General features: G+C 70.2%; 15 protein-coding genes. 12 read left to right on the top strand and 3 right to left on the bottom strand.

All coding sequences use genetic code 11. The features are described from left to right. Positions 1-20: 20 nt before the first annotated feature. From sigJ to qcrB, 3 genes are read left to right on the top strand one after another with little or no spacing between them, the layout of a single operon-like run. Positions 21-983 carry an RNA polymerase sigma factor SigJ gene (gene sigJ, locus ACQEVJ_RS32255; protein WP_433107617.1) on the top strand — a complete coding sequence of 321 codons (963 nt, stop codon included), beginning with the start codon at positions 21-23 and terminating at the stop codon, positions 981-983. A gap of 27 nt (positions 984-1,010) precedes the next feature. Next, a complete protein-coding gene (gene qcrA, locus ACQEVJ_RS32250) occupies positions 1,011-2,132 on the top strand; it encodes a cytochrome bc1 complex Rieske iron-sulfur subunit (protein ID WP_433107615.1) in 1,122 nt (373 codons plus the stop codon). Continuing rightward, a complete protein-coding gene (qcrB, locus tag ACQEVJ_RS32245) occupies positions 2,129-3,769 on the top strand; it encodes a cytochrome bc1 complex cytochrome b subunit (RefSeq protein ID WP_433107613.1) in 1,641 nt (546 codons plus the stop codon). The genes qcrA and qcrB overlap by 4 nt, the downstream gene beginning before the upstream one ends. Positions 3,770-3,862: 93 nt before the next feature. Here the strand turns inward: qcrB and ACQEVJ_RS32240 are convergent, their stop codons facing one another. Beyond that, entirely contained in the window at positions 3,863-4,408 is a 546-nt protein-coding gene (locus ACQEVJ_RS32240; RefSeq protein WP_433107611.1) for a hypothetical protein, read from the bottom strand. Positions 4,409-4,814: 406 nt separating this feature from the next. On the opposite strand from ACQEVJ_RS32240, the gene ACQEVJ_RS32235 reads away from it, so the two are divergent. Further along, complete coding sequence (locus tag ACQEVJ_RS32235) at positions 4,815-5,345, top strand: sigma factor-like helix-turn-helix DNA-binding protein (RefSeq protein ID WP_433107609.1); 531 nt, start codon at positions 4,815-4,817, stop codon at positions 5,343-5,345. Between the two features lie 79 nt (positions 5,346-5,424). Here ACQEVJ_RS32235 and ACQEVJ_RS32230 read toward each other — a convergent pair whose 3' ends face one another. Next, complete coding sequence (locus ACQEVJ_RS32230) at positions 5,425-5,820, bottom strand: VOC family protein (RefSeq protein ID WP_433107607.1); 396 nt, start codon at positions 5,818-5,820, stop codon at positions 5,425-5,427. Positions 5,821-5,844: 24 nt separating this feature from the next. Then, entirely contained in the window at positions 5,845-6,792 is a 948-nt protein-coding gene (locus tag ACQEVJ_RS32225) for a sigma-70 family RNA polymerase sigma factor (protein ID WP_433107605.1), read from the bottom strand. 674 nt (positions 6,793-7,466) lie between these two features. Between ACQEVJ_RS32225 and ACQEVJ_RS32220 the strand changes: the two genes are divergently transcribed. The 8 genes from ACQEVJ_RS32220 to ACQEVJ_RS32185 all read left to right on the top strand — a co-directional run bounded on the left by ACQEVJ_RS32220 (position 7,467) and on the right by ACQEVJ_RS32185 (position 16,256). Then, positions 7,467-8,519, top strand: coding sequence for a chromosome partitioning protein ParB (locus ACQEVJ_RS32220; RefSeq protein WP_433107603.1), 1,053 nt, complete (start codon positions 7,467-7,469; stop codon positions 8,517-8,519). 103 nt (positions 8,520-8,622) lie between these two features. Then, the gene (locus tag ACQEVJ_RS32215) at positions 8,623-9,111 is read left to right on the top strand and encodes a PhzA/PhzB family protein (protein ID WP_433107601.1); all 489 of its coding nucleotides are present in this window, start codon (positions 8,623-8,625) and stop codon (positions 9,109-9,111) included. 111 nt (positions 9,112-9,222) lie between these two features. Further along, positions 9,223-10,395, top strand: coding sequence for a 3-deoxy-7-phosphoheptulonate synthase (locus ACQEVJ_RS32210; protein WP_433107599.1), 1,173 nt, complete (start codon positions 9,223-9,225; stop codon positions 10,393-10,395). A 25-nt stretch (positions 10,396-10,420) separates the two neighbouring features. Beyond that, the gene (locus ACQEVJ_RS32205; protein WP_433107597.1) at positions 10,421-11,044 is read left to right on the top strand and encodes an isochorismatase family protein; all 624 of its coding nucleotides are present in this window, start codon (positions 10,421-10,423) and stop codon (positions 11,042-11,044) included. Further along, a complete protein-coding gene (locus ACQEVJ_RS32200) occupies positions 11,041-12,963 on the top strand; it encodes an anthranilate synthase family protein (RefSeq protein WP_433107595.1) in 1,923 nt (640 codons plus the stop codon). The genes ACQEVJ_RS32205 and ACQEVJ_RS32200 overlap by 4 nt, the downstream gene beginning before the upstream one ends. 2 nt (positions 12,964-12,965) lie before the next feature. Further along, complete coding sequence (locus tag ACQEVJ_RS32195) at positions 12,966-13,829, top strand: PhzF family phenazine biosynthesis protein (RefSeq protein WP_433113095.1); 864 nt, start codon at positions 12,966-12,968, stop codon at positions 13,827-13,829. A 124-nt stretch (positions 13,830-13,953) separates the two neighbouring features. Next, positions 13,954-14,589 (top strand): phenazine biosynthesis FMN-dependent oxidase PhzG, encoded by a 636-nt coding sequence (phzG, locus tag ACQEVJ_RS32190; protein ID WP_433107593.1) that lies wholly within the window; start codon positions 13,954-13,956, stop codon positions 14,587-14,589. A 41-nt stretch (positions 14,590-14,630) separates the two neighbouring features. Then, positions 14,631-16,256, top strand: coding sequence for a flavin-containing monooxygenase (locus ACQEVJ_RS32185; RefSeq protein WP_433107591.1), 1,626 nt, complete (start codon positions 14,631-14,633; stop codon positions 16,254-16,256). Positions 16,257-16,551: the final 295 nt, after the last annotated feature.

Below are 16,551 nucleotides of genomic sequence, written 5' to 3'. Positions count from 1 at the left end.
GACGGAGACAAGGAGGACAGATGCCCGCGGTGACCGATGGGCAGCCGACACCAGTAGCCAGTTTCGAGAGCAGCCGGGAGTTGCTGTTCGGGGTGGCCTATCGGGTGCTGGGCAGCGTGACCGACGCCGAGGACATCGTCCAGGAGGCGTGGCTGCGGTGGGACCGCGTCGACCACTCCAGGATCGCCGACCCCCGGTCCTTCCTCGTCCAGGTCACGACCCGGCTCGCCCTCGACCGCCTGCGGTGGGCGAAGGCCCGCAGGGAGGCGTACGTGGGGCAGTGGCTGCCCGAGCCGCTGCCGACCGGGCCCGCGCTCGAAGAGGATGCCGAGACCGCGGACTCCGTCTCCATGGCCATGCTCGTGGTGATGGAGACCCTCTCCCCGCTGGAGCGCGTGGTGTTCGTGCTGCGGGAGGCGTTCGCGTTCTCCTTCGCCGACATCGCGGTGGTGGTCGGCCGGTCCGAGACCGCGGTCCGGCAGCTCGCCCGCCGTGCCCGCTCGCATGTGAGGGAGCGGCGGCCCCGGTTCCGGCAGGACCGCGACGTCCGCAGGCGGGTGACCGAGCGCTTCCTGGCCGCCTGCCTGGGCGGCGATCTGCGGGCGCTGCTCGACCTGCTCGCCCCGGAGGTCACCTTGTGCATCGACGGGAACGGGCGCCGTGGCGTGGCCAGGAACCCGGTCGAGGGCGCGGAGAAGGTCGGCCGCCTGCTCGTCCGCGGCCTGCGCAGGGTGCTGCGCCCGGCGGGCGCCGCGGCCGCGGAGACCGACGACATCGGGAGCGGATTCATCGTGGACGTCAACGGCGGGCCCGCGGCGCTCCTCACCGCCGGGGGCGAGCCGATCGCCGTCATCGTGGTCGACGTCGATCTCGCCGCCGACCGTGTCACGCGGATCTGGATCATCGCGAACCAGGACAAGCTCGGGGGCGTCGACGCGGGCCGGCGACCCCGCGGGCACGGACCTGTCCGTGCCGCAGGCTGACAGGCCGCGAGAGAAGCGACTTTCGTCATGACAGACAACGAGCACGAGACCGGGCAGCCGGAGCGGCGGGCACCCGCACGCGTCGTCGGCACCCCCTTATCCGACGCCGCCGCGTCCGCGCTGCCGGACGCCGCCGGCGAGGACCACGACGTCCCCGCCGTCCCCGGCGTCGTTCCGCAGGACGAACGGAAGGCGCGCAGGGCGGAGAGGATCGCGGCGCTGTGCTTCACGCTCGCGTTCGCCGCCCTCGTGGCCTTCCTCGTGGCCTACGTCCGGTTCCAGGTCGGCGGCCTGAGCGCGACGGGCGTCTCGCACGTCGCCCTCGGCGGCACGCTGACACTGGCGCTGGTGACGCTGGCCGCGGGGATCGTGATCTGGGTGCGCCAGATCATGCCGAAATACGAGCTGGTCCAGCAGCGCCACCCCATGGCCTCACCCGAGGAGGTGCGGGCCGAGGTCGCGGACACGTTCGTGCGCGGAGCAGGGGAGAGCGGCATCGTCAAGCGCCGGCTGCTGCGCCGCACGCTGCTGCTCGCGGCGGCGCCGCTGGGCCTTGCCCCGCTGGTGCTGCTGCGCGACCTCGACTCCACCGGCGTGCCCGCCGCGCGGCTCCACCGGCGACTCGGGCACACGGTCTGGGGCGAGAAGACCAAGGACGGCAAGCCGCTGCGGCTCGTCGTCGAGGGCACCGGCCAGCCGATCCGGGCCGCCGACTTCAACTCGCCCGGAGGGATCCTGTCGGTCGTTCCCCAGGGATACGAACACGACCTGAACGTCCTGGCCAAGGCGACGGTGATCCTCGTCAAGTTCCGTCCGGAGGAGCTCAAGTCCGGCACGAATCCGAACTGGACGCACGACGGGATCGTCGCCTACTCCAAGATCTGCACGCATGTGGGCTGCCCCGCGGCGCTGTACGAGCAGACCACCCACCACATCCTGTGCCCGTGCCACCAGTCCACCTTCGACGCCGCGGACGGGGCCAGGGTCGTCTTCGGCCCCGCCGCCCGGCCGCTGCCGCAGTTGCCGATCGGCGTCGACGAGCAGGGCTACCTCATCGCGCTGGGGGACTTCCCCACCCCCGTCGGTCCCAGCTACTGGGAGCGCGGCGACGCGGAGGCGCGGGTCAGGGAGAACGGAGGCCACTCTTGAGTGAACTGAGAACCGTGCCCGAACGCATCGCCGGGCCGTCCGCATTCCTCGACGACCGCGTCGGCGCGGGGAACTTCGTCAGGCGCAACATCCGCAAGATCTTCCCCGACCACTGGTCCTTTCTCCTCGGCGAGATCGCGCTGTACTCGTTCATCATCCTGCTGCTGACGGGCACCTTCCTGACGTTCTGGTTCAAGCCGAGCATGGGTGAGATCGTTTACAACGGCACGTACGCCCCCCTCAAGGGCGTGACGATGTCCGAGGCGTACGCGTCCTCGCTGAAGATCAGCTTCGAGGTCCGGGGCGGCCTGCTCATCCGGCAGATACACCACTGGGCCGCCCTGGTCTTCATCGGCGGCATGATGGCGCACGCGCTGCGGGTCTTCTTCACCGGCGCCTACCGCAAGCCGCGCGAGCTCAACTGGCTCATCGGCGTGGTGATCCTCTCCATCGCGCTGTTCGAGGGCCTGACCGGCTACTCCCTGCCCGACGACCTGCTGTCCGGCGCCGGCCTCCGGGTCACCCAGGGCGTGGTCATCGGGCTGCCCGTGGTCGGCACCTACCTCAACTTCTTCCTGTTCGGAGGCGAGTATCCGGGCGAGGACGTCATCTCCCGCTTCTACTCGATCCACATCCTGCTCCTGCCCGGCCTGATCCTTGCGCTGGTCACCGGGCACCTGATCCTGATGTGGGTGCAGAAGCACACCCAGTTCCCGGGCAAGGGCCGGACCAACCGCAACGTGGTCGGCGCGCCTTTCTACCCGGCCTTCATGGCGAAATCAGGAGCGTTCTTCCTGTTCACGTTCGCCGTGATCGCCGGTCTCGGCACGTTCGCGCAGATCAACCCTGTCTGGCTGTACGGGCCGTACTCGCCCGCCGACGTCTCGGCCGGCTCGCAGCCCGATTTCTACCTGGCCTTCCTCGAAGGGGCGCTGCGCATCATGCCCTCCTGGGAGGTCAACCTCTTCGGCACCGCACAGGCGGGCACGATCCCGCTCAGCGTGGTCATCCCGGCGCTGGTGCCCCTGGGCGTCATCGTCGTGGGCATGGCGCTCTACCCGTTCCTCGAACGCTGGCTCACCGGTGACCACCGCGAGCACCACCTCGCGGACCGGCCGCGCAACAACCCGCATCGCACCTCGATCGGCATGGCGGCCATCGCCTTCTACGGCGTGCTCTGGCTGTTCGGCGGCAACGACATCATCTCCGCGAACTTCCGTATCAGCCTCTACGCGACCACCTGGGCCGGGCGGATCCTCGTGTTCGTCGCACCCGCCCTGGCCTACGCGATCACCTACCGCGTCTGCCTGGGCCTGCAGCGCTCCGACGTCGCTGTTCTCTCGCACGGCGTGGAGTCGGGTGTGATCAAGCGGTTGCCGAACGGCGGGTATGTCGAAGTCCACTCGCGGCCGGCGGAGGACATCGAGGCGCATCTGCGCGGCAGGGAACCGGTGCCGGTGCTGCCGTACGACGAGACCGTGCCGCCCAAGGGGCTGCGCGGGCCGCTCGGCAGGCTGCGCCTGCGGATGTCCAGGGCGTACGGCGGGGAAAAGGTTCCGCTCGTCAACGGCCGTCCGCACGACGAGGACGGGCAGGCCGCACTTCCCGACGGGCAGAACCGCGCACTGACGCGCTGACCGCTCTCCCGGGCGGGCCCGGAGGCTCTCCCTCCGGGCCCGCACCGTCGTGATCCGGGCCGGCCGGCCCGGATCACCGATCCAACTGCCGGGTCACCAATCCCATTGCTGTGGCACCGGCCACTGCGATTCCTGCGGGTCGGCGGGACGGATCTCGGTGAACAGCTTGAGCGTCACCGGCCGCAGCCGCTGCCATGCCTCGACCGGCCAGCGCAGGCTCACCGAGGGGAACACGGTCTCCAGCACGATCTTCAGATAGGGGCGGCCTGAGTGGCCGGCCGGGACCTCCGTGCACAGGCCGGACACGGCCGCGGAGGCCTCCCGCCTGCCCAGCCGCAGCCGGGAGTTCCCCAGGACCTGGTTCGGGGCGTCCTCGGCCTCCAGGTCGACGGACTCCCAGAAGAGCGCGGGCGCCTCGTCCTCCCGCAGCCACGACGGGTAGACCGGCAGCGGCAACTGCAGCGTGAACCCCGCCAGGAGCCCGACGGGGCTCACATAGAAGGAGCCGTGGAAACAGGGCAGTTCGTGCAGGATCCGCGGCCCCTTCGACGTCGTCATCGACAGCGTTCCCTCGCTGGCGTCCATGGCGATACGCCACGCGCTGGGATCGGTGTAGGAGGCGTCCGGGACGAAAACCATCAGATGTTCACCTCGCTGTGCGACTGAGAAAGCGGCGGCGTGGAGCGAAGGAGGCTCCGCCGATTCGGGCCGCCAAAAGAAAGACGTACGCCGGGGCCCGGAACGTGACATCGAGATTGCACCGGGAATTCCCCTCGCGGTCGTATGTCACATTCCGAGGGCCGCGTTCGTCTTAATGGGAAAGACGTGAGGCGTGGTCACGCGGCGTCGCCGTCGAACGGGAGGGGAAAGGAATCTGGGCGTAACGGTTCCGCGGGTGTAAATTGCGGGCGACGAAGAGCGTCGAATGGTGCGGCACAGGGGGTCGGGCACGGCCCGTGCGGGGTGTCCGGACGAGCGCCGGAATAGGGCTTCCGGGCCAATGGGGCCGCGTCCGGAGACCGGACCACAATTACGAGGAGGGCGCATGGAGCGTAATCCGGATCGGCCGGCCGAAGCGCATTGCGCGTTCCAGGCGTTCGAGGAACACGCCGCGCTGCTCCACGCGGTGGCCCGCAGCATGCTCGGCGACGGCGGGGAGGCCGCGCGCGTGGTCGAGGAGACCCGGGAGCGCTGGCTGGCCGGGCAGGGCGACTACTCGGCGGGTTTCCCGAACGGGCTCATCCGGCTGGTCACCGTGCTGGCGCTCACGCGCCTGCGCGTCGCCCAGGCCAACGGCGAGGAGCACATCGGTCCCTGGCTGCCGGAGCCGTTGCGGGGCGAGCCCGATCTGAAGCTGGCCGAGTCGGTCTCCGCGGCCCTGTCGACCGTCCTCGGCATGCTGGACCAGGACGAGCGGACGGTGTTCCTGCTGCACCACGGGTTCGGGCTCGCGTACGCCGACATCGCCGCGGTGACCGGGCACACCGAGGAGGAGGTACGCGGGATCGACGCCAGGGCCAAGGCGCGGGTGCGCTGCGAGGTGCGCCCTTACGGATGGGCGGGCGGCGGCCACTGAGCCGCACCACCGGGGCGGGCGGGGTGTGCAACTGGGGAAAAGACACAGTTGACCACCCGCGCCCGGTGACGCCCGCGGATCAGCGGCCCCGCTCCGTCAGCCCGTACAGGTTGCCGTCGTGGCCGCGTATCTGCGCCCACCGGCCCCCCTCCCGCCAGGGGGTGGCCTGCGGCGCAACGATGATCTCCACTCCCCGCGCGCGCAGGTCCGCACAGGTGGCATCGAGGTCGTCGCAGTCGAACCAGCCGTGGGTCATCCGTCCGGCACGGGCGTGGAGCGCCTCCAGGATCTCGGGCTCGACGGCGGCGAGCGCCACGCAGGTCTGCGCACCTGGCGGGCGTACCTCCACCCACCGCCGCCCCTCGCCCTGGGGGACGTCGGCCGCGAGCTCGAAGCCGAGCGTCCCGGTGAGGAACTCCAGAGTCCTGCTCTGGTCGCCGACGTAGAGCACGGCGAGCCGTGGATTCACGATCACGATGCCTCCCGGCGGTCTTCGGTCTCACACACCCTGAGCGGAAAGACGACGGGCTCCGGACGACGCCTCCGCCGGCGGCGACGGTAGGTCGGAGAGACCGAGCCTGATCTCTTCCAGACGGGCGGGATCGCCGATGACGTCGATGGAGGTGATGCGGTCACCGGCGACGGCGATCTCGATGACGAGCAGCAGGCGTCCGCGCGGGGCGACCACCGCCCCCACGGCGCCGTTGACGAGAGCGGGCCGGGCGAAGCGCGCCCTGCGGATGTTGCCGCGCGTCTCCTCGGCGACGGCGCGCGCGCCCCGAAGCTCCGCCGGAACCTTCGCCTGCCCGCGCAGAGCCACGGCGTCCGCCCGGCGTACGACGTCGGGAGCCAGCACCGCCAGCAGGGCGTCGAGGTCGCCGGCCCGGGAGGCGGCGAGGAAGGCGTCCACCACCTCACGCTGCCTGGCCAGGTCGGATGAGGGGACCTCGGCCGTGCCGTGCACCCGGCGCCGGGCGCGGCTCGCCAGCTTCTTCGCGGCGGACGGCGAGCGCTCCACGATCACGGCGATCTCGTCGAACGGCACGGCGAACAGATCGTGCAGCACGAAGGCGGCGCGCTCGGCGGGGCCGAGTGTGTCGAGAATCACAAGCAGGGCGAGACCGACGGAGTCGGCGCGCACCGCCTCGTCCGCGGGGTCGGCCGTCTCCTCGTGGGGGGCCAGCATGTCGAGTTCGGTCAGGTCGGCGAAGTCCTCACGCCGACGGCTGCGTGAGCGCAGCATGTCGAGACAGACCCGTCCGGTGATCGTCGTCAGCCAGGCGGTCAGGTTGTCGACGGAGTCGGAGTCGGCGCGGCAGGCGCGCAGCCAGGTCTCCTGCACCGCGTCGTCCGCCTCGTCCGCGCTGCCCAGCATGCGGAACGCGACCCTCCGCAGATGCCCGCGGGATCGGTCGAAGTGCTCGGCCAATTGGGCCTGGTCGTTCATCGGTCACCTTTCACCGTTGCGGTTCGTCGTATGGGTGGGAGAGGAAGAACGCACGTTTGACAAGGAGACGTGAGTGCCCGTACTGATTATTGTCGCCGGTTCGTTCGAGCCAACGTGACGGAGAGGCGCGTGAAGGGTGACCTCTCCGGTCGTGAAGCGCACCGGCCGGTTGCCGCCCGAGGTGCATACTATCCTCGTATCGACCGCCCATAGTTTCTCGCCGTTCCGAAAAATCGACGATGGCGTCCGAAATCGGTGTCCGGTGAGGTGCTGAAAGGTGTGCGCCAGGGGCCTGCGGCATCGTCCGGGCCCCTTGGGCTCAGGCTCGTACGGATTCACCCGCACGGTCGTCCCATGAGTCGGGTGACTGCTCTGTGAAGTAGGCGATTCATGCCGTCCGGCGCATTTCCGCGATATGCCGTGATCGCGGTGCGTGAACGGCGTGTCATGGTCCCCTCCTTGAGTAGGCGGACCGATATCGAATTTATGGGTAACTTGCCATGAATGGACCCTCTCCGCTCTGGCGTCACAATTACCCGGAACATAAGCTGAGCCGCAGTTGAGCTCCTGTGAAGAAAGCGCCCCTGCCCTCGTTCCTTCATAGGAAAGGTCCCGCAGTGACACTTCACACCGCAGCCGACGCCGATCGCGAACTCGGAACTCGCCTTCCCGACGTGGCGGATCTTCGCGGTCTCCCGTGGGAGATCGTGGCCGTTCGCGACCTGACGTCCTCGCTTTCGCCGCGCAAGCGGCGTGAGGACCCGGCGCATGTCCGGTTGCTCGCGGAGACGGATCGCGCCCTCGATCCGCTTCTCGTGCACCGGCCGACGATGCGTGTCATCGACGGTATGCACCGGTTGCGCGCCGCCGTGCTGAAGGGCAGGAACGAGATCGCGGTCCGGTTCTTCGACGGAAGCGAGGCCGACGCGTTCGTCCTGTCGGTCCGGCTCAACGTCGGCCACGGGTTGCCGCTGACGCTCGACGAGCGGAAGGAGGCGGCCCGGCGCATCATCGCCTCCCATCCGCACTGGTCGGACAGGGCGGTGGCCGAGAGCACGGGGCTGAGCGCCAAGACCGTGGCCGGGGTGCGCCGGCGGATCGGCGGGCAGGGGCAACACCAGTACAGCCGCGTCGGGCGGGACGGGAGATCCAGGCCGCTCAGCAGCGTCGAGGGGCGTCGCAGCGCGGCCGCCTTGCTGGCGGCCAACTCGGAGATCTCCCTCCGCGAGCTGTCCAGGAAGACCGGGCTCTCGGTCGGCACCGTACGGGACGTACGCGAGCGGCTCGACCGCGGACAGGATCCGATCCCGGATCGGCTGCGCGACAGGGAGGTGGACGGCGCCGGCCCGCGGAGCATCACGACGCCGGCCGGGGACGGGGCCGCGGCGCCCCGGGCCGTACGGCGCGAGGGGGAGGCCCGGCGCCCGCGTGGAAGGAGCCGGACCAGAGGCGAGACGAGGGCGCCGGGACGTGCGGCGGGGGAGGCCGGCCTGGAAACGGCGTCCGTGCTGCGCAAGCTCGCGCGTGACCCGTCTCTGCGGGCGACCGAGTCCGGGCGGCTGCTGCTGCGCATGCTCCTGGCCACGGAGATGGGCCCGGCCCAGTGGAAGGAGATCGCCGAGGCGGTTCCATCCCATTGCGTGCCGCTCATCCGCGCCGTCGTACTCCAGAGATCAGAGGACTGGAAACGGCTGGCGAGCATGGTGCCGGGCGGTTTCCCTGCGTGACCGGAAACGGCTTTCCCGGTGTGCCCAGAAATGGACGGAGGCGCCCCTGGCGGTAGAGCAGGGTGAAATATCGCCATTAATCGGTATTCGATGGAGGTTCATCGTGTCAGAGACGACTCACTTTCCGGGGAGCGCCGCGGAAATCGAACTCCGGAAGATCAACCGAGCGACGGTCGAGAAGTACATGAACACCAGGGGCGAGGATCGGCTGCGGCGGCACCTGCTGTTCACCGAGGACGGCGTCGGCGGCCTGTGGACCAACGACACCGGGCAGCCGATCGCGATCCGCGGCCGTGACCGCCTCGGCGAGCACGCCGTCTGGTCGCTGAAGTGTTTCCCCGACTGGGTCTGGACCCATGTCCAGATCTTCGAGACGGACGACCCCAACTTCTTCTGGGTGGAGTGCGACGGCGAAGGCGCCATCCGCTTCCCCGGCTACCCCGAAGGCCACTACAGGAACCACTTCCTGCACTCCTTCCAACTGGAGAACGGGAAGATCAAGCTCCAGCGCGAGTTCATGAACCCGTTCGAGCAACTGCGCGCGCTGAGCATCCCCGTGCCCGAGATCAGGCGTGAGGGAATCCCCACCTAGGTCCCGGCCGCAGCTGCCGCGGATCGCGCGGCAGCTGCCAGGCAACCCCCAGCCGTCCCCGCCCGGGCGACGACGACGGCGCCCAGAGCGCCTCGACCCCCATGGAGAACCGTGGATGACGTGATGCCCGCCATCCGGCTGAGCGCTGCGCTGCAGCAGCCGGAGTGGAGCGATGTCTCGCAGGTTCAGCGCGTCAAGGAAGTGCTCGCCTCTCGGCCCTCGCTCGTCCGGCCCGCGGACGTGCGCGCTCTGCGTGCCCTCCTGGCGGAGGTCGCCGCGGGGAACTCCCTGGTCGTACAGGCCGGGGACTGCGCGGAGAACCCCGAGGAGTGCACGCCCGAGCACGTGAGCCGCAAGTCCGCGGCGCTGGACGTGCTGGCCGGCGCGCTCAAGATGATCACACACAAGCCCGTGCTGAGGGCCGGTCGTATCGGCGGCCAGTTCTCCAAGCCGCGCTCCAGCCCCATGGAGAAGATCGGCGACCTCACCCTCCCGGCGTTCCGGGGGCACATGGTCAACGGCCCGGAGGCGACCTCCGAGAGCAGGCAGCCCGATCCGCTGCGGATACTCACCGGATACATGGCGGCCAGCGACATCATGGAGCACCTCGGCTGGCGCGGATCGTCCGTCCGGTCCCCGATAGATCCGCCCGTGTGGACCAGCCACGAGGCGCTGCTCCTCGACTACGAGGTCCCCATGCTCCGCAGGGACGCGTCGGGGAGGCTGATGCTCGGCTCCACACACTGGCCCTGGATCGGCGAGCGGACGCGGCAGGTGGACGGCGCGCACGTCGTCCTGCTGTCCGAGGTCGCCAACCCGGTCGCCTGCAAGGTGGGCCCGAAGATGACCAAGGACGAACTGCTGGCCCTGTGCGAGCGGCTCGACCCAGAACGCGAGCCCGGCAGGCTCACTCTGATCTCCCGGATGGGCGCCGACCAGGTCGCCTACGCCCTGCCGCCGCTCGTCGAGGCCGTCAGGTCCGCGGGGCATCCGGTCATCTGGCTCTGCGACCCCATGCACGGCAACACGCTGGTCACCCCGTCGGGGCACAAGACCCGCGTCGTGTCGACCCTTCAACGGGAGGTCCGCGAGTTCGTGACCGCGGTCGAGAGCGCGGACGGAGTCCCCGGCGGCCTCCATCTGGAGATCACACCCGACGACGTCACCGAATGCGTCGCCGACGAGAGCGGCTTCGCCCAGGTGGGCGACCGCTACACCAGCTTCTGCGACCCCCGGCTGACCCTCTGGCAGGCGGTCTCGGTCATCTCGGCCTGGGGCGGCTGACGCGACGGATCCAGAAAGGACTCCCATGTCCGGCATACCCGCAATCAAGCCCTACCTTCTTCCGGCCGCGGGCGACCTGCCTGCCAGCGCCGCCGGATGGACGCCCGACCCCGCTCGTGCCGTGCTCCTGATCCACGACATGCAGCGCTACTTCGTCAGGCCGTTCCCCGACGCGACCAGGCACGAACTCGTCCAGAACATCGCGCTGCTGCGTGACCGGAGCGTCGCGCTCGGCGTCCCCGTCGGCTACACGGCCCAGCCCGGTGACATGAGCGAGGAGCAACGCGGGCTCCTCAAGGACTTCTGGGGGCCGGGCATGCGCCGTGCCCCCGAGGACCGGCTCGTCGTCGACGAACTCGCCCCCGCACCTGGGGACTGGACGTTCACCAAGCTGCGCTACAGCGCTTTCTTCCGCTCCGACCTGCTGGAGCGCATGCGGCGCAGCGGCCGCGACCAGCTCGTCGTCTGCGGCGTGTACGCCCACGTCGGGGTGTTGATGACGGCCGTCGACGCCTTCACCAACGATCTGGAGACCTTCCTGGTCGCCGACGCCGTCGCCGACTTCACCGCCGACTACCACCGGATGGCCGTCGAGTACGCGGCCGAACGCTGCGCGGTCGTCCTGACGGCCAAGGAGGTGTTCTCGTGAGCGGACCGGACACCGGTGGGGGCGACCTGCTCGACGCCGTGCTGGAACTCCGGGCGCCGGCCTTCGCGCTGCTGCACCGGCCCGAGGCGAACGGGCCGGGCCTTCTGGACGTGCTGATCGGCGAGGTCGCGCACCTGGGAGAGCTGGCGGACATCCCGCTGCCCGGCTCCGGGCACCGTACACCTGACCACGGTGCATCCGGGCAGTGGGAGCCTGCGGCCGGCGGCCGCCACCACGCACTCGTGGTCGTCCCCTACCGGCAGGTCCGCGAGCGGGGCTTCGCCTGCGCCGACGACGGCGCCCCGCTCATCGCGATGACGGTGACGCGGCAGGGCAGGTTGCCGGTCGCCGCGGCGCTGGACCGGATCCCCGACCTGCCCTTCGCCGTCTCCGGCGGGCACTTCGACGTGAGCGACGACGACTACGCCGAGATCGTCCGCAGGGTCGTCAAGGAGGCGATAGGCGAGGGGGAGGGGGCGAACTTCGTCGTCAAGAGGTCCTTCGTCGCCGACATCGGGAACTACACGCCGCGCTCCGCCCTGGCCTTCTTCCGGCGCCTGCTGGAGGTCGAGTCCGGCGCGTACTGGACCTTCGTGGTCCACACCGGCGAGCGGACGTTCGTGGGCGCCACCCCGGAGCGGCACGTGACGCTGCGGAACGGCGTCGCGACCATGAACCCGATCAGCGGCACGTACCGCTACCCGCCGTCCGGTCCGTCCCTGCACGGGGTGATGGACTTCCTCGCCGACCGCAAGGAGTCCGACGAGCTCTACATGGTCCTGGACGAGGAACTCAAGATGATGGCCAGGATCTGCGAGCCCGGCGTCCGCGTGACGGGCCCCAGGCTCAAGGAGATGGCACGGCTCGCGCACACCGAGTACTTCATCGAGGGCGACACCGGCTGGGACGTGCGCGACATCCTCCGCGAGACGATGTTCGCCCCGACCGTCACCGGCAGCCCGGTGGAGAACGCCTGCCGGGTCATCGACCGGCACGAGCCGCACGGCCGGGGGTACTACAGCGGGGTCGTCGCCCTCATCGGGCGTGACGAGGCCGGCCGGCAGACCCTCGACTCCTCCATCCTCATCCGGACCGCCGACATCGACAGCGCCGGCAGGGCGCGTATCGGCGTCGGCGCCACCCTCGTGCGCCACTCCGACCCGATGTCGGAGGTCGCCGAGACCCGGGCGAAGGCCGCCGGCCTGCTCGCGGCGCTCGACACCGGCGACAGCGGCCGGCTCAGGACCCGCCCGGAGGTCCGCGAGGCGCTGGAGCGGCGCAACGCGAACATCGCCGGCTTCTGGCTGGGCGGGTCCGCCGAGGTCACAGCCCGTCCACGGCTGGACGGGGTGCGGACGCTCATCGTCGACGCCGAGGACACCTTCACCTCGATGCTGGACCACCAGTTGCGCAGCCTGGGCATGTCGGTGACCGTGCGGCGCCACGACGACGCCCCCTCCCTGGACGGGTACGACCTCGTCGTGCTGGGGCCCGGCCCCGGTGACCCCCGCGACGGCACGCACCCCAAGATCGCTTACCTGCGGGCCGCCGCGGACGCCCTCCTGTCCGCGCGGCGTCCCTTCCTGGCCGTCTGCCTGAGCCACCAGGTTCTGTCCGCGCGGCTCGGGTTCGCGCTGCAGCGCCGCGACGTGCCCAACCAGGGGGTGCAGAAGGAGGTCAGCCTGTTCGGCGTGCGGGAGCGCGTCGGGTTCTACAACACCTTCGCCGCCCGGGCGGAGGCGGACCGGGCCGAGATCGACGGCCTCGGCGCGGTGGAGGTCTGCCGCGATCCGGCGACCGGCGAGGTGCACGCGCTGCGCGGCCCGCGCTTCTCCTCGATCCAGTTCCACGCCGAGTCGGTGCTGACCGAGAACGGCCCGCGCATCCTGGGCTCGCTGATGAAAGGACTGCTGTCGTGACGATGGCTGGCCAGTCCGTACTGGAGGGGGCGCGTCCGTACGTCGTCGTCGACGCGTTCACCGACACGCCGCTGCAGGGCAATCCGGTCGCCGTCTTCTTCGAAGCCGAGGACCTCTCCGACGACCGGATGCAGCGCATCGCCAGGGAGATGAACCTCTCGGAGGTCACCTTCGTTCTCCCGGCCCGGCAGGGGGGCGACGCCCGCATCCGCATCTTCACACCGGTGAACGAGCTTCCGTTCGCCGGGCATCCGCTCCTGGGCACCGCCATCGCGCTGGGCGAGGGACGCAGGGGCGACCGGCTCAGCCTGGAGACGGCGATGGGCGTCATCGCCTTCGAGCTGCGGCGCGTGAACGGGAGGGTCGTCGCCGCCGAGATGGGGCAGCCGGTCCCGACCTGGGCGGAGTTCGACCGTGCAGAGGAACTGCTCGCCGCGCTCGGCCTGACCTCCTCCACGCTGCCGGTCGTGATCTACCGCAACGGACCCCGGCACGTCTTCGTCGGGCTGGAGAGCATGGCGGCGCTGTCCCGGGTCGACCCGGACCAGCGCGCGCTGGCCGCCTTCCCCGACATGGCGACCAACTGCTTCGCCGGTTCCGGCTCGACCTGGCGCAGCCGGATGTTCTCACCCGCGTACGGCGTGGCCGAGGACGCGGCCACCGGGTCGGCGGCCGGCCCGCTGGCGGTCCACCTCGCCCGTCACGGGCGCATCGGATTCGGTCAGTGGATCGACATCCACCAGGGCGTCGAGATGGGCCGGCCCTCGCTGATGCGGGCCCGCGCCGACGGCGCCGCGGAGCACGTGACATCCGTGCGGGTCGGCGGCTCGGCCGTGACCGTCGCCCGCGGCGTGATCTACGCCTGAACGCCGCGGACCGGCCCGTCCGGCCGGGGCCGCACCCCCTCCCGCCCATGCGGCCCCGTCCATGACCAGCGGCGATCCGCGCCTCGCGGATCGCCCGCCACCCCTCACAGCTCCGGAGGCGACAGTGAGCAGCAGGTTCGAGAGTCTGACCGGCGCCATCGACCCGGCGTTCCCCGAGTACGACACGCCGCCGGCCGAGCCGATGGATCTGGCGCGGCACTGGATCGCCGGAGCGGTGGAGGCCGGGGTGCGCGAACCGCTGGCCCTCGCCCTCGCGACCGCCGACCGGGCCGGCCGAACCTCCACCCGCATGGTCGCCGTCATCGACGTCGGAGACCGGGGCCTGGTCTTCACCAGCCACAGCACGAGCCGGAAGGGCCGGGAGATCGCCGAGACGGGCTGGGCCTCGGGCCTGCTGTACTGGCGCGAGACCGCGCGCCAACTGATCTTCTCGGGTCCGGTGGTCATGCTCCCCGAGCCCGAGGCGGAACGGCTGTGGAACGCCCGGCCGGTGCCGCTGCACGCGATGTCGGCGGTCTCCCGGCAGAGCGAACCCCTGGAGGACGTCGCCCGGCTCAAGGCGGAGGCGGAGCGGCTGTCGTCGTACGGAACCCCCTTGCCGCGCCCGGCGCGGTTCGCCGGATACCGCCTGGAGCCTGCCGCCGTCGAGTTCTGGTCGGCGGACGCCGACCGGCTGCACCGGCGGCTGCGTTACGACCGGACTCCCTCCGGTTGGCACATCTCACGGCTGCAGCCGTGACCCCCTCCCCGCAGGGACAGGAAACGCGAAGGAGCGCAACCTTGACCGACACGACAAACACCGACTTCGACGCGATCGTCGTCGGCGCCGGCTTCGCCGGAATCTACATGCTGCACAAGCTCCGCAACGAGCTCGGCTTACGGGTCCGGGCCTTCGACCGGGCCGGTGGCGTGGGCGGCACGTGGTACTGGAACCGCTACCCCGGCGCCATGTCGGACGTCGAGGGCTTCGTCTACCGCTACTCCTTCGACAAGCAGATGCTCCAGGAGTGGAACTGGACCACCACGTACACCCCCCAGCGGGAGCTCCTCGCCTACCTCGAGGCGGTCGTCGCGAAGCATGACCTGGGCAAGGACATCCAGCTGAACACCGGCATCGAAAGCGCGGTGTTCGACGAGTCGCGGGGCGTCTGGACCGTCGGCACCGACACCGGTGAGAGCTTCACCGCACGGTACGTCGTCACCGCGCTCGGGCCGCTGTCGACGGCGAACCTCCCCGAGATCGAGGGCCGCGACAGCTTCAAGGGCAGGATCGTCCACACCGGCGCATGGCCCGACGACCTGACGATCGAAGGCAAGCGCGTCGGCGTCGTCGGCACGGGATCCACCGGCACCCAGTTCGCCTGCGCCGCCGCCAAGGTGGCCGAGCATCTGACGGTGTTCCAGCGCTCGGCGCAGTACTGCGTACCGTCCGGCCACGGCCCGGTCACCGAGGAGTACGTCGCGGAGGTGCGGGCCGGCTACGACCGCATCTGGGAGCAGGTGCGCAGCTCCCGCGTCGCCTGCGGTTTCGAGGAGAGCGACGTCCCCGCCATGAGCGTCTCCGAGGAGGAGCGCCGGCGCGTGTTCCAGGAGTACTGGGACAAGGGGAACGGCTTCCGCTTCATGTTCGGCACGTTCTCCGACATCGCGACGGATCCGGCGGCCAACGAGGCCGCCGCGGAGTTCATCCGGTCGAAGATCCGGGAGATCGTGAAGGACCCGGAGACGGCGCGCACGCTGATGCCGACCGACTTCTACGCCAAGCGCCCCATCTGCAACCCCGACTACTACGAGATCTTCAACCGCGACAACGTCACGCTGGTCAGCATCAAGGAGAACCCGATCAAGGAGATCACCCCCTCGGGAGTGATCACCGAGGACGGAGTGGAGCACGAGCTCGACGTCCTGGTCTTCGCGACGGGCTTCGACGCCGTGGACGGCAGCTACAAGCGGATGGACATCCGCGGACGGGGCGGCGTGACGATCGGGGAGCACTGGGAGGACGGTCCCACCAGTTACCTCGGCGTCGCCACCCACGGCTTCCCCAACCTGTTCATGGTCCTCGGCCCGAACAGCGCCTTCAGCAACCTCCCGCCCGGCATCGAGGCACAGGTCGAGTGGATCGGCGACCTGATCCGCACGGCGGAGGAGAACGGCACGACCGTGATCGAGGCCACCCGGAGCGCCGAGGACGAGTGGACCGAGACCTGCAGGCGGCTCGCGGACTACACGCTCTTCCCCAAGGTCAAGTCGTGGATCTTCGGCGCCAACATCCCCGGCAAGAAGAACAGGGTCATGTTCTACTTCGCGGGGCTCGCGTCGTACCGGCTCAAGCTCGGCGAAGTGGCTGAGGCGGGCTACGAGGGATTCGACCTGCACGCCAGCCCCTCGCTGACGCCGGCCTGAGGCCGGCGGCAGGGGCACACCCGCCGGGGTCCGTGACGGGACCCGGCGGGTTCCGGGTGGGTCCGGCGCGCACGCCGGCGCGGCATCGCGCGCCGGACCCACTCACCGGGATCACGCCAGGCTCGCTCTCGCGCGGGGCGGCGAGCGGGAGCGTCCGGGCGGCCAGGGGCCGTCCGGACGCGCGTGTCCAGTTGCGATAAGCGCTATTTCCTGCTCTGCGCACGAGATATTCGGCGAGAGATCCTCGTGTTCGAAACTCCGATTAATTAACAAACAGGCTTGACTCTATTGGTTC

Origin of the sequence: Microbispora sp. CA-102843 (genome assembly GCF_050936215.1) — a bacterium.
Classification (GTDB): domain Bacteria; phylum Actinomycetota; class Actinomycetes; order Streptosporangiales; family Streptosporangiaceae; genus Microbispora.
This window is presented reverse-complemented; position numbering and strand designations above follow the sequence as displayed.

Bases quoted from the DNA above. Each gene is read 5' to 3' on its own strand.
- ACQEVJ_RS32235 (WP_433107609.1), top strand. From the start codon at position 4,815: ATGGAGCGTAATCCGGATCGGCCGGCCGAAGCGCATTGCGCGTTCCAG.
- ACQEVJ_RS32205 (WP_433107597.1), top strand. From the start codon at position 10,421: ATGTCCGGCATACCCGCAATCAAGCCCTACCTTCTTCCGGCCGCGGGC.
- qcrA (WP_433107615.1), top strand. From the start codon at position 1,011: ATGACAGACAACGAGCACGAGACCGGGCAGCCGGAGCGGCGGGCACCC.
- ACQEVJ_RS32240 (WP_433107611.1), bottom strand. From the start codon at position 4,408: ATGGTTTTCGTCCCGGACGCCTCCTACACCGATCCCAGCGCGTGGCGT.
- ACQEVJ_RS32225 (WP_433107605.1), bottom strand. From the start codon at position 6,792: ATGAACGACCAGGCCCAATTGGCCGAGCACTTCGACCGATCCCGCGGG.
- ACQEVJ_RS32195 (WP_433113095.1), top strand. From the start codon at position 12,966: ATGGCTGGCCAGTCCGTACTGGAGGGGGCGCGTCCGTACGTCGTCGTC.
- sigJ (WP_433107617.1), top strand. From the start codon at position 21: ATGCCCGCGGTGACCGATGGGCAGCCGACACCAGTAGCCAGTTTCGAG.